Genomic DNA, 13656 nt, shown 5'->3' with positions numbered 1-13656 from the left:
AATAACGCAGTTAACATCATTATATTACTTAAATATGGTTCAAGTTTATCGATAAAACCAGTTTTTGGGCAATGGAAAATTGAATAATTTTTTTTTGTTCTACTGGTTCTAACCGAGATAGGGTTATTCCTTTGTTAAACATTAACTTATATGGTTAGCTTATTTAGAGAATGACACATTATCAATTAATCGAGCCTTACCGAGATATGCGGCCCCAATAACCACTAGCTCACTGTCTGTTGCTGTTACTTGGCGTAATGTATTGGCATTTCTCACTTCAAGATAATCAGGGGTAAAACCAGCGCTTATTAGTCGTTTTTCTGCCTTGGTGATAGCTTGTTGCGCTTCTTCACCATTTTTAATTGCGCTAACAATACTGTCTAAGGATTGTTTTAATGTTGCTGCGGAGTGTTTTTCTTCAGTGGTTAAATAACCATTGCGAGAGCTCATCGCAAGTCCTGATTGTTCTCGGATAGTCTCCACACCAATAACATCAATTGGCATTGATAAATCTTCGACCATGGTTTTGATAATCATCAGTTGTTGAAAATCTTTACGGCCGAATAAGGCAATATCAGGTTGAACAATATTAAACAGTTTGGCGACTATGGTTGCCACACCACGAAAATGACCTGGACGACTTGCACCACACAATTCATCACCAATTTCTGGCACTTCAATAAATGTTTGTTGTGCTAATCCTCTGGGATAAATGATAGCCGGTGTTGGAGTGAAGAGTATTTCTGTTCCGGCAAGTATCAGTTTATCGGTATCTTGTGCGAGTGTGCGTGGATACCCGTCTAAGTCTTCATTAGCGCTAAATTGCATCGGATTGACAAAAATAGATACCACAACATGGTCTGCGCGCTTTTTAGCTTCATTCACTAAGGTGATGTGACCTTGGTGTAAATTACCCATAGTAGGCACAAAAGCAACGGTTTCGCCTTTGCTGTGCCAAGTCTTAACATGTTCGCGGATAGTTGAGATTGCGGAGGTGGTAATCATTTTTGTTCGAGCCTTAATAAAAACAATGCAGTCATTGATGTAGATTTAATGATTAACCTCAACGCTGGTAAGCGCTGGGGTAATCGATAACAACGGGTTTATGTTACATCTGCAATCCAAACTTTTGGTTTGGATTGCTAACGAAGGTGCATTGAATCATCAATTGTTGATTTATTGTATTTCAATGCAACGTAGATAGCAGGGCAGAAGTTATGATAAACCTTTATTATCCCAAGCTTAAATTAATTAAAGGTATGTTCTTCAGCAGGGAATGTGCCGTTAGCAACTTCATCAATATAGGCTCTGATAGCCGAACGTATTTCGCCGGTTTGTTTGAGATAGTTTTTTGAGAAACGGGGAATGTAGCCACTCGAAATGCCCAACACATCATGCATAACAAGAATTTGACCATCTGTGTCAGCACCCGCGCCAATACCGATAACTGGAATGGTTAGTGCCTCAGTAATGGCTTTAGCAAGCGGAGCTGGAATACACTCAACCACTAATAATTGTGCACCAGCTTCTTGTAATGCTTTAGCTTCATCTAGAATGCGTTGCGCGTTATCAGCATCGCGACCTTGCACTTTAAACCCGCCAAAAACGTGCACAGATTGTGGTGTTAATCCTAGGTGAGCACACACTGGAATACCACGCTCAGTTAGCATTTTTACGCTTTCAAGTAACCAATGTCCGCCTTCTAATTTTACCATGCTGGCACCCGCCTGCATTAATATTGCCGCGTTAATCATGGTTTGTTCTGGAGTGGTATAACTCATGAACGGCATGTCTGCGACAAGCAGTGCACGCGAAACGCCACGTTTGACACAAGCGGTATGGTAAGCAATATCAGCAATCGTTACTGGTAAGGTATCGTTATGACCTTGAAGCACCATACCGAGTGAATCACCCACTAAAAGTACGTCCACACCTTCACTGTCAAATGCGCCGGCAAAACTAGCGTCATAAGCCGTTAGTGCGGTGAACTTTTTACCTTCTTGTTTGAACTTGATTAGGGTCGAACTGGTGACTTTTGACATAGTAGACTCTTAAAACAATATTGAAATACTAAAAGCTGAGCTTAATGTTCTGTCTGTTAAGATCAACTTTAATCGATAAGCTTTTGCAATTCATCACGCATTGCTACATTTATAAGGCTTTCAAGGCTTGTATTACAAGGCAATGTTAACGCTGGTGCAATGTCTGCTAATGGAACTAACACAAAACTGCGTTGCTTCATGCCGTAATGAGGCACACAAAGTCGAGGTTCGTTGATGTGTTGTTGACCATAGAGTAACAAATCTAAATCTAAGGTACGAGGTCCCCAGTGTTCAAGTCGTACACGCCCTTGTTGTTGCTCGATGTCTTGTAAAGCATCGAGTAATTCAATGGGCAATAGCGAGGTTTGAAACCCCGCGACAGCATTGACATAGTCTGGCTGAATAACGTCACCCATGGGCTTGGAACCATAATAAGCTGACACCGTAAAAGTATTGTTTATTGCCAATGCTTTTAGCGCCAATACAGCAACATCGAGTTGTTGTATTGGTTCGGCTAAATTAGCCCCTATGGCGATATAAACTTGAACAGCCATCAATATTATTCTTCTGCAGGCTTGGCTACTGGTTTACGGCGACGTTTACGCTGTGGTGCATTTCGGTTGCGACTATTGCTGCTTTTGATACTTTTAGCTATGTCACTACGGTCTGTTTCATCAGCTTCTACAAACGCTTTCCACCACTCAGCAATCTTGGCGATATTCCCCATTTCAACTTCACCGCGCAATAACAGTAAGTCATAAGCAGCTCTGAATTTTGGGTGTTCTAGCAGTTTAAATGCTCTCGTGCCTTGACCGCGTTCTAAGCGAAGCTGCAGCTGCCAAATGTCGCGTGCTGGAGTGCTAAATCGGCGTGGTAAACTAATTGTCAGACACTGTTTTTCAAGCACATCACCCATTGCAGCAACATAAGCATCGTAATGAGTCAAGCCGCTTTCAATGGCAATGTCGTCCGCACGTTGCTTAACGGGATACCATAAAATGGCCGCAAAGAAAAATGCCGGAGTAACGGTTTTATCTTCGCTAACACGGAGATCTGTATTACGCATAACGACTTGCAGCATCTTAGCTGCATGCCCTTTAGGCGACTCATCAATTAAAGCACCAACTTGCGGAAACAAGGGAGCGAATAAACCAAAGCGTTGCATCATGTGGTAATTGGCTTCAGCTTTACCTGCGAAGAAGAGTTTCAATACTTCTTCATACATCCGCGCAGCTGGAATATCAGTTAGCAATGGTGCAAGTGCTTTGATGGGATCTGCAGTAACGGCATCGATTTGCATATCAAGTTTAGTTGCAAAACGAACCGCTCGAAGCATACGCACTGGGTCTTCGCGGTAACGTGTGTCTGGGTCGCCAATAAGCTTAATCGTTCTAGCATTAAGATCGTTTATTCCACCACCATAGCTGCGAATAGAATAATCACTAATATCGTAATATAGCGCGTTAATGGTGAAGTCACGACGTTCAGCGTCTTCGTCTATCTCACCGTAGACGTTATCGCGTAATAGACGACCTTCGGCGTTGGATTTCGACACTTTATCATTGCTTTCACTGTGGTGACCGCGGAAAGTGGCAACCTCAATAACGTCACGACCAAAAACGATATGCGCCAGTCTAAAGCGACGGCCCACTAATCGACAATTGCGGAACAACTTTTTAATGTCGTCTGGGGTGGCATTAGTAACGACGTCAAAATCTTTCGGTTCAAGACCTAATAGAATGTCACGCACTCCACCGCCAACTAAATAAGCTTTGTAGCCTGATTTATTAAGACGATAAAGGACTTTTAGTGCATTTTCACTAATTTGGCGACGAGAAATTGAGTGACCATCTCTGGAGATAATATCCAGACGTAAGCCATCTTCTTGAATGGGTTCTTCAAGGACTGGAGCTACTTTGTTATTTTCAAATAGCTGTTTACAGAATTGGCTAATACGGCGAAAAATAATACACCTCGAAATGCTAGAATAATTTGATTAAAAATCTGGCGGGTATAATACATTAAATGTGACCGAATGAGTATACGTGCAGTTGCGCTAAAAAGAGCTTAATGCAATAACTTATGTCGATTAATGATGATACCTAGTTGTTTATTGTCGATAAGACAATTTCTTTTTGTGCAGGAATAGTGCTTAGGTCAAATTGTTCAACTGCCTGTTCAAGCATCACTTCTACCGAATCGACATCGACCGCTTTTTGGCCTAAAAATGTAAGGGCTGCATTAATACTGGCTTGAGGGTGGATGACATCGATGGCTGGAGCATGATTCTGTTTGGATAATTTAAAGCCTTTTTTTGCACAAACCAACGGTAAATGTAACCAATCAGGTGGTGTAAAATTCAATTCAGTAAACAAACTAATTTGTCTGCAGCTGGCCTCAAGTAAGTCACAACCTCTAACCACTTCAGTTATGCCTTGATACGCATCGTCGAGTACAACGGCGAGCTGATAAGCATACAAACCATCGCTGCGTTTAATAATAAAGTCTTCTTCGGCGAAAGCTTTATCAACCATCACCGGGCCTTGAAGTTTATCAATAAAACGATCAATTTTGACGTGATTACGTATTCGAATCGCACCGTGTGTAAGTCTAGGCTGAAGGCGGCCGCAACGACCATCGTACACTCCGCCGCTGGTTTGAATTATTTTACGCGTACATTGGCAATAATATGCATGGTCACTGGCGATAAATTCTTCAATTTGATCTTGATAAGCTTGATATCGTTGCTGTTGAAATAGTACGGTTCCATGCCAATGTAAGCCGTAGGCATCGAGTGTTCTAAGGATGTTATCGCTTGCACCGGGGACTTCGCGTGGCGGATCGATGTCTTCTATTCGGACAAGCCATTGGCCTTGTTGACTGTGCGCGCGAAGATAACTGCCTAATGCAGCAATGAGTGAGCCAAAATGCAGTGAGCCAGATGGTGATGGTGCAAAACGCCCGATATAGGGTGGGGAGATCATGTTATAGCGTTGTTTTTCGTTAACATCGTATTGTTATTATCGACAGTTAATGCGACAACACAATAGTCTTGTTAATATTTTAGTGGGTAATAAAGTAAAATAAAAAGGGCGAGATAACCTCGCCCTAATCAATAACGGGTTAACCCGCCATTTGTTTTTCTTTTATTTCAGCTAGCGTTTTACAATCGATACATTGATCGGCAGTAGGACGGGCTTCAAGTCGACGGATACCAATTTCTACACCACATGAGAAGCAGAAACCAAAATCGTCTTCTTTGATCAGCTGTAAAGTCTTTTCAATCTTTTTGATCAATTTACGTTCTCTGTCACGAGCACGTAATTCTAAGCTGAATTCTTCTTCTTGTGCTGCACGGTCGACAGGATCAGGAAAATTTGCAGCTTCATCTTGCATGTGAGTTAACGTACGGTCGACTTCTTCACGCAATTGGTTACGCCATGCTTCGAGGATCAATGAAAAGTGACCACGTTGCTTGGTATTCATATACTCTTCACCAGCCGATTCCTGGTAAGGATCTACTCCAGCGATAGCGAGTACGCCAAGTTTTTTCGTGCCTTGAGGCATTACGCATCTCCTGTAATCATTTGCGTTTTAAGGACGTCTTAAATTTATGGCCGCTATCTATACCAGAAACTCTATAGCGTGGCAAATTTTTTACCTGTTATTTAATTTTTATTTTGATCTACAGCATGACTTTACAAGCTGAAGTGATCAGGCTTCCCTGTGGCGAAAGCGCTGTTTTATAAGCTAGCACTTCAACGCCATTTGCTACGGCTTGTTCAAGTAAGTCTGCGTATTGTGGATCTATGTGCCGCGCGGGTTTAACACTCTTGATGCCACTGTGCTGCACCACGAATAATAAAACTGCACGATGGCCTAATTCCACCATGTGGATTAATTCTCGTAGATGCTTTTGTCCACGGGTTGTTACGGCATCTGGGAAGTAACCCATTTTATCTTCTAGTAAAGTACAACTCTTCACTTCAATATAGCACTCTGGCTGGTTTTGGCTAGTGAGCAAAATATCGATTCGGCTATTTTCATTGCCATACTTCACTTCGCGTTTTAAATCATCGTAACCTAACAATTCAGTAATCACTTGCCGATTAATGGCTTCTTCTGCAAGTGCATTAGCTCGTCCGGTATTAATCCCGATATAATGTTGCTGATCTGTCTGCATTAATTCCCATGTGTGGGCGTATTTACGCTTAGGATTGTTGGAGGTGGAAAACCACACCTTCTCACCAGGGAATAAGCAATTTTTCATTGAACCAGTATTAGGGCAATGAATAGTGATTTCTTGCCCGTTTGGTAACATGATATCGGCAAGAAAACGTTTGTATCGTTTAATTAATACACCGGACTCTAATTCGGGAGTAAATTTCATCGATGACTCATCTAATAAGTAGATTTACAACAATGCTAACAAACTTTAGCGTGGTTTATCGATTATGTTTTGTCTACACTACTGCCATTAGCTCGTGATTATGTTCGAGCGTTGGTGTTATTTGGCTTACTAAAGGGATTATTATGAATATTATGACCGTTACGCTCACCACAGAAACCGCTGCAGAGCATTGGGGTAAAGCTGATGTGACTTATCAAGGTACTCAGGCAACGATTCATCTATCGGGTAACGATGAGTTGCGCCAGGTGCAGATGGCCGCAAGAAAAATCCGCAATCAGGGCATCAATTATGTTCAACTAGATGGTGGTTTATGGAACTTGCATTCACAGTGGGCATTTGCACAAGGTTTTGCCACGGCTAAAGCAGGATACCAGGTGGATTGGTGTGGTAGTGACGCCGACAAAGAAACGTTGAATCAACGTGCCGTAGCGGCGCAGTTTGCCCGTAAATTAATTAATGATACCCCTGAGGATTTATCGCCCTTATCGTTAGCTAATCAAGCCGCGACTTGGTTAAAAGATATTGGTGGTGATCGTGTCAGTTTTAATATTATTGAAGGCCAAGAATTATTAGCCAAAAAATGGGTCGGTATTCATGCTGTTGGTCGTGGAAGTGAGCGTCCCCCTGCATTGTTAGAGCTTGATTTTAATCCGTTAGGTCCTGATGCACCCGTCTCTGTGGCTTTAGTGGGTAAAGGAATTACTTTTGACTCTGGCGGATATAGTTTGAAGTCGTCAGAGGGCATGTTAGCGATGAAGTGTGATATGGGCGGTGCTGCAACGGTAACAGCAGCATTGGGATTAGCCATAAAGGCTGGCTTGAATAAACGCGTTAAACTATTTTTATGTTGTGCGGAAAACTTAGTCAGTGGTCGAGCTTTTAAACTGGGTGATATTTTAACCTATAAAAATGGCACAACAGTTGAAATCGTTAATACTGACGCGGAAGGGCGTTTAGTGCTAGCCGATGGTCTACAAGCAGCTTCAGAAACGGGTGCAGATTTAATTATCGATGCTGCAACATTAACTGGTGCAGCTGTTATGGCCGTAGGGTCAAATTATAATGCGATTTTTTCACCACAAATGGCGACATTACAACTAGCTCAGAAGTGTGCGGCAGCCGTTTCTGAAAATGTATGGCCATTACCGTTAGATGCTTGGCATAAAGATATGTGCCCATCAGCTTATGCAGATACAGCCAACAGTCGCCCAGTTAAAGGTGGTGGCGGTGGCGGTGCATCAAATGCGGCAGGTTTCTTATGGCGTTTTGTTTCACCAAAAGCAAATTGGTTGCACGTTGACTTAGCGGCAGCTTTTGAATCTTCTGCATCGGGATTATGGGCGGCTGGTGCTACAACGCATGGCGTATTAACCATCGCTGAGTTATTGAACGACTAGCCGATAACGTTACCCGTTGCGGTTTATACCTAGCTGTTATTATTTGATCTCAACTCGAGTTAAGAGATGGGCTAATCAGATAATGACGGCTTTTTTTTGTCTGCAATTAATGGCCAGCTTTTGAGGATGGAATAGTGCATTTTTTGCTGAGTATTTGTAGATTGGTACAAATGTAAGTGTGTTGGTGTTAACTGTAAGTTTGTGGTCCATCTCAGTATAGATGAATTTGCCATGTTAACATGATGAAATAAGCTAACGTGTGGTGTGTATGGATGCTCACTGATGAATAAACCATGGTGTTTTGCTATTGATATCAGCGATTGGTTCATCGCATCTAGTGACTCGCTTGCTTGCCCTTTTAAACAGATTAATTGTGCTGATTGCCATAACGCTACGGTATTCAACTGTTGATTAAAAATATATTTAGGCATCAATTCAATTGCTTCGACGACACTGGTGTAATGGGTCTGATTAACTTGACCTAAAAATCCGAGCGTCATGTGTAAATTGTGATTATCTATGGTTATTGCGCCATCATTTAACAATGGCTTAAACCTATGTTGTAGCAAAGATATTTGTTCTATCTGTGATTTTTTTAAACTAAAACCGACAAACAATCTTCGCGAAGACGCAGTTTGCATTCGGTAATCCTGTATGGGTAATAAGTTGAAACCCTATCTCGAATAGATTAATAATAAAGCACGAGATAAAAAATATCGTTATTTGTGAGTGACTAAACTACACTCAAGTTAATGTTAACGCTAATATAGCGTATGCTTTTATTCCCAAGCAAATTGAATTGCTAACCTTGAATGAGTTGATGAATGGCCGACAGTACCCAGCAACTAATGAAAAGTGTTTTTACAAATGGACCTATTGAGGGTAATGATACTTCGGTGTTATCACTGCTTAATCAAGCTCTACAGATAGTCTGTCAAAGGCTAGAATGTACTGCAGCGTTTGTACTGACGAGCCAATATGATAAATCATTTGCGATTGATACTGATATTATCGACACTTTAGAGCAACAATGCGTCAGTCATTTTGGTGCTTCACCATTAATTGACCCATTATTTAAGCAACACTTACAAGACAATTTAGCACTGTGCGAATCTTTACTTTGTAATCAACAAGCTATCATTTACCCCCTCTCACCAGAACAGTATTTTATCGCCGATGGAAACTCAATATTAATGCCACTTTTAGGTATTTTTAATGATCTAAATATTGATTGTAAGCATCTTGCGTTAAGTCCCGTTTTACAGGTAGGCAATGTCAAAGTTGTGTTAGGCACTCTGTGTGGATCTGATACTAATCCTATTGTGAGTCAGCATGAAGACCCTTGTTTATTCGTACAAAAGTTATTGGAAGATACCGCATACCAACTGGCATCTTCACTTGAGTTACGTCGTTTAGCAGTGCTACTTGATAATAAAGATAAACAATATCAAGAGCTTTTTCATCTATTGCCAGTCGCATGTACGTTGATTGATTTACACAATAATGTGGTACTGCAAAATGATGCTAGTAAAGATGGTCTGACTATTAATATAGGGCAGAGTTTATTTAATTTGTTACGTGAAGAAGATCATCCACTGTTGACCGATACATTGCATATAGTTAGGGAAGGCATTTTACGTCAAGCTTGGTGTGAAGTACCACTGCGCAATGATGCTCAAATTAATTGGTATAAGTTTAGTTTTTGCCAGGCACTCAATAAACAACAACAGTTACTGTTAATGATTGAAGATGTCACCGAACGCTATCGGCTTGCTGATGAATTATCTTTTCATTCAAATCATGATGTTTTGACCGGGCTGCCCAATCGGTTACAGTTTGAAAACATGCTTGAAGAGTTATTAAATGACGAAGAGCATTCTCCTGCTTGCATTGCTTTTATCGATCTTGACCAATTTCAGGTGGTGAATGATCTAAGTGGTCATCAAGCAGGTGATTTGCTCCTACAGCAAGTGGCCACAAGATTAAAACAATTGTTGCGAAAAGGAGATGTGGTCGCTCGATTAGGCGGTGATGAGTTTGGCTTATTGATGCATTACTCTGATATCTCATCTGCACAACAAGTCGCTCAACGAGTTTGTCAGCAATTGTTTGGACATGAATTTGTGTGGAAGGGCGTTAAACATAATATTAGTGCCAGTATTGGCATTGCCAAAGTCGATTATGTTGACTCTGATATTTACGGTGTAATGAGTAAGGCTGATGCAGCTTGCCGATTAGCCAAAGAAGAAGGCCGTAATCGTTGGCATTTTTATAATCCTGACGACCCACGAATGCACATGATGTATAACCAAATGCTCGCATCTGTGGATATTACAGGCGCACTTGCGTTAAACCAGTTTGAGCTTTTTTATCAATTAATCGAGCCGCTAGATAAGCCCGATACTGGCATTCACATGGAAATTCTACTTCGCATGGTACAAGACGATGGTCAATATGTATCGCCAGGGGTATTTTTACCTGCTGCTGAGCGTTATAACTTAGCGCCTAGAGTAGATCGTTGGGTTATCGATAATTTATTGAAATGGGGCGGAAATAATTTAGCCATATGGGAACAGCTTTCTATGGTGTCGGTGAATTTATCTGCGATGTCACTTGCCGATCAAAAGTTCATGACTTGGCTAGAAATGCGCTTGATGGTTGAGCCTGAATTGGTCAGTAAATTATGTTTTGAAATTACTGAAACAGCAGCTGTAAGTCAGTTAGATCAAGCCACAGGATTAATTGATTTATTAAAACCTTTTGGATGTAAGGTTGCTTTAGATGATTTTGGGTCCGGTTTTTCTAGTTTTGCTTATTTAAAATGTCTTGATGTGGATTACGTTAAAATTGATGGCCAATTTGTAGTAAATTTATGTGAAGATAACGATGATAAGGCCATTGTGTCGGCTATTTGTAAGCTCGGTCAAGATATGGGTTTTGAAGTTATTGCAGAATTTGTTGAAAACACAGATATAGGTTTATATCTCAAAAATATTGGTGTCGATTATGCTCAAGGCTATGCCATTAATAAACCGACTCGATTAGTTGAATTACAACATGGTTTACGGACTCCTTGGTTAATATAAATGTTTATTATAGCCATGATTAACTCGGTGAGGCTAAGCCGTTGGCAAGTGATATCAGCAATTAATGACACCTTGATACAATGTGGGTAAAATGAGCCGCAGAAAATCGCCGTAAAAGTTAATCGTGTTGACCTCAAAACAAGTATTGCAGCACCCATCATTGAAGACCACGACATTGCCGATTCACGCGGTACTCGATTCGTTGCGTGTCCAGTTTGCTACCCATTCACACATTATTATCGAAGCCCCTACTGGTGCGGGTAAATCAACGGCATTACCCTTAGCGATGTTAGCTTGGCCCGAAATTTGTGGCAAAATTTTGATGTTAGAACCTCGTCGTGTCGCGGCCCGCAATGTCGCTAAATTTATTGCCCAACAATTGGGGCAAACAGTTGGCCAGCAAGTGGGTTATCGTGTTCGTGGTGAGTCAAAAGTCAGTGCAGATACGCGATTAGAAATTGTCACCGAAGGTATTCTGACCCGCATGATCCAACAAGACCCTGAGCTTAGTGGGATTGATGTGATTATTTTTGATGAAATACATGAACGTCATCTTACGACTGATTTAGGCTTGGCTTTAGCATTGGAAGTGCAGCAATCATTACGTGACGATTTACACATTATTGCTATGTCTGCCACCTTGTCTGGCTTACCGCTAGCCACGTTAATGCCCGATGCTGCGCAAATACACAGTGATGGCCGCAGTTTTGAGGTTGAGATTGCTTATCAGCCTTGCCCTAGTCAACAGTTGTGGCTAACACACATGTCCCGCGTGATTATCGATACCATTTCAGATCCCAATCTAGCGCAATATCAACAAGGCAGCGTTTTGGCGTTTTTACCCGGTAAAGGTGAGATCCGTAAATTAGCTGGATTATTGCGTGAGCGTTTAGATGCATCATGGCTTATTTGTCCTATGTATGGCGACTTGTCGTCAGCGGAGCAAGATCAAGCCATTCGAGCTGCCGAACCGGGTAAACGTAAAATCGTTCTCGCGACGAATGTGGCTGAATCGAGTTTAACCATCGAAGGCATCACCCTTGTTATAGACAGCGGTTATCGACGTGAAGCGAGTTTTAACCCTAAAACAGGCGTGACACGCTTAGGGCTTAAGCGCATTAGCCAGGCATCAGCTATTCAACGTAGTGGTCGTGCTGGGCGCTTAGCTGCGGGTTATTGCGTACGTTTGTGGAGTCAAGAAGAACAAGGGCGAATGCGTAAAGTGGATGAGCCTGAAATTACGCAAGCAGAACTGACTTCGATGGCTCTTGATTGTGCCAATTGGGGGGTTAAATCATTTGCTGAATTATCGCTACTCACACCGCCACCTCCGATCCACGAACAAGTCGCATGGCGATTACTTATTCAACTTGAATTAATTGATCTAAAACGTGAGGTAACGCCACTGGGCCGCGATGCCTATTCATTAGGTTGCCATCCACGCTTAGCGCATATGCTGCTTAAAGCTAAACAACAGGGGCAGCAAGACAATCAGCCGCAACTTTGTCTGCTTGCGTGTGTATTAGCAGGCATTATTGAAGCTCGTGGATTACCGAAAAAAGGCGCTGATATTCATCATTACTTGACCGAGGCTCTGCAGGGGCAGGTTAAGCAGCAAGTTAGACAATGGCAGCAATCCTTAGCGATATCAGGTCAGGTAAATGAAGCAATACGTAATGCATCCACTCGTGATATTAGCTATTTGTTAGCACTCGCTTACCCTGACCGTATTGCCAAAGCACGTGGTCATGAAGGTTTTCAATTAAGCAATGGAACTGGCGTGGTGATCGGTGCTGATGATACCTTGGCTCATGAACCTTGGTTAGTGGTTGCTGACTTTCAAGAGACTCAAGGTCGTAATGCTGGGCAAATTTACCTTGCGGCAAGGTTAGATGAACGCTTGTTTACTGCAGAACTTGCCTCGTTAGTGACGACTCACATTCACGGTGGTTGGGATGAAACAAAAGGGCGTTTCTTTGCTGAAAAACACACCAAAATCGGTGAGGTTATCATTAAAGTCGACACCGGTATTACACCTGAACGAGCACACATTACCGCCGCATTATTAGCGCAAATCCGTATAAAAGGGTTAACAATCCTTAATCGTGATGATCTGTTAATCCAGTTACAATATCGGGTTGAATTAGCTCGATACTTTGCGCCAGAGCATGATTGGCCTTGTTTAAGCGATGAGTACTTGCTGGCTACATTAGAAGCTTGGCTGGGGCCGCATTTAGACAACATTCGTTCATTGGCCGCATTGGCTAAAGTAGGCGCTTATGGATTAGTTAAAAACTTACTAAATTGGCAACAGCAACAAGTCTTAGATCAACTGGTGCCGACACATTGGCCGATGGCAACAGGCACTCGTGCACCAATCCGTTACCAGATGCCACTAGATGCAGGCGGCCACTTTTACCATAACAATGAACAACAAGGTCGTGCGTTGCTCAGTGTAAGATTACAAGAAGCATTAGGGATGGCGCAAAGCCCGACAATATTACACGGGAAAATGACGGTTACTATGGAGCTATTGTCGCCAGCACAACGACCATTAGCCGCCACGGCAGATTTAGCCAGCTTTTGGCAAGGGCCATATATTGATGTAAAAAAAGAAATGCGCGGTCGTTATCCTAGGCATTTATGGCCTGACGACCCAGTGAATACTGTGGCAACAAAATTTACTAAAAAGAAAACTCCAGGCGTGTAAATAAGCCATT

Annotated in this window: 11 protein-coding genes; 3 read left to right on the top strand and 8 right to left on the bottom strand. The window is 42.0% G+C overall.

Annotated features, from left to right (window positions below; translation table 11 throughout):
- Positions 1 to 159: 159 nt before the first annotated feature.
- The 7 genes from panC to sfsA form a co-directional block, all read right to left on the bottom strand.
- Entirely contained in the window at positions 160 to 1005 is an 846-nt protein-coding gene (gene panC / locus H5202_RS00755; protein WP_182770068.1) for a pantoate--beta-alanine ligase, read from the bottom strand.
- 242 nt (positions 1006 to 1247) lie between these two features.
- A complete protein-coding gene (gene panB, locus H5202_RS00750; protein ID WP_182770067.1) occupies positions 1248 to 2042 on the bottom strand; it encodes a 3-methyl-2-oxobutanoate hydroxymethyltransferase in 795 nt (264 codons plus the stop codon).
- A gap of 68 nt (positions 2043 to 2110) precedes the next feature.
- Positions 2111 to 2596: a 2-amino-4-hydroxy-6-hydroxymethyldihydropteridine diphosphokinase gene (gene folK / locus H5202_RS00745; protein WP_182770066.1), complete on the bottom strand. Its 486-nt coding sequence runs from the start codon at positions 2594 to 2596 to the stop codon at positions 2111 to 2113.
- 5 nt (positions 2597 to 2601) lie between these two features.
- Positions 2602 to 3903: a polynucleotide adenylyltransferase PcnB gene (gene pcnB, locus H5202_RS00740; RefSeq protein WP_182770133.1), complete on the bottom strand. Its 1302-nt coding sequence runs from the start codon at positions 3901 to 3903 to the stop codon at positions 2602 to 2604.
- A 241-nt stretch (positions 3904 to 4144) separates the two neighbouring features.
- Entirely contained in the window at positions 4145 to 5026 is an 882-nt protein-coding gene (gene gluQRS, locus H5202_RS00735) for a tRNA glutamyl-Q(34) synthetase GluQRS (protein WP_182770065.1), read from the bottom strand.
- Between the two features lie 139 nt (positions 5027 to 5165).
- Complete coding sequence (gene dksA, locus H5202_RS00730) at positions 5166 to 5609, bottom strand: RNA polymerase-binding protein DksA (RefSeq protein ID WP_059744573.1); 444 nt, start codon at positions 5607 to 5609, stop codon at positions 5166 to 5168.
- Between the two features lie 118 nt (positions 5610 to 5727).
- A complete protein-coding gene (gene sfsA / locus H5202_RS00725; RefSeq protein WP_182770064.1) occupies positions 5728 to 6432 on the bottom strand; it encodes a DNA/RNA nuclease SfsA in 705 nt (234 codons plus the stop codon).
- Positions 6433 to 6575: 143 nt separating this feature from the next.
- On the opposite strand from sfsA, the gene pepB reads away from it, so the two are divergent.
- A complete protein-coding gene (gene pepB, locus H5202_RS00720) occupies positions 6576 to 7850 on the top strand; it encodes an aminopeptidase PepB (RefSeq protein WP_182770063.1) in 1275 nt (424 codons plus the stop codon).
- A 71-nt stretch (positions 7851 to 7921) separates the two neighbouring features.
- Here the strand turns inward: pepB and thpR are convergent, their stop codons facing one another.
- On the bottom strand, positions 7922 to 8491 hold the full coding sequence (thpR, locus tag H5202_RS00715) for an RNA 2',3'-cyclic phosphodiesterase (RefSeq protein WP_182770062.1): 570 nt from the start codon (positions 8489 to 8491) through the stop codon (positions 7922 to 7924).
- A gap of 183 nt (positions 8492 to 8674) precedes the next feature.
- On the opposite strand from thpR, the gene H5202_RS00710 reads away from it, so the two are divergent.
- Positions 8675 to 10936, top strand: a complete 2262-nt coding sequence (locus H5202_RS00710; protein WP_182770060.1) for a putative bifunctional diguanylate cyclase/phosphodiesterase — start codon at positions 8675 to 8677, stop codon at positions 10934 to 10936.
- A gap of 124 nt (positions 10937 to 11060) precedes the next feature.
- Positions 11061 to 13646 carry an ATP-dependent helicase HrpB gene (gene hrpB / locus H5202_RS00705; protein WP_336244772.1) on the top strand — a complete coding sequence of 862 codons (2586 nt, stop codon included), beginning with the start codon at positions 11061 to 11063 and terminating at the stop codon, positions 13644 to 13646.
- The last annotated feature ends 10 nt before the right edge of the window (positions 13647 to 13656 follow it).

It is taken from the genome of Shewanella sp. SG41-4, assembly GCF_014164505.1.
In the GTDB taxonomy this organism is placed as follows: domain Bacteria; phylum Pseudomonadota; class Gammaproteobacteria; order Enterobacterales; family Shewanellaceae; genus Shewanella.
Note: the sequence above shows the minus strand (reverse complement) of the source record. Positions and strands in the feature narration are given on the sequence as shown.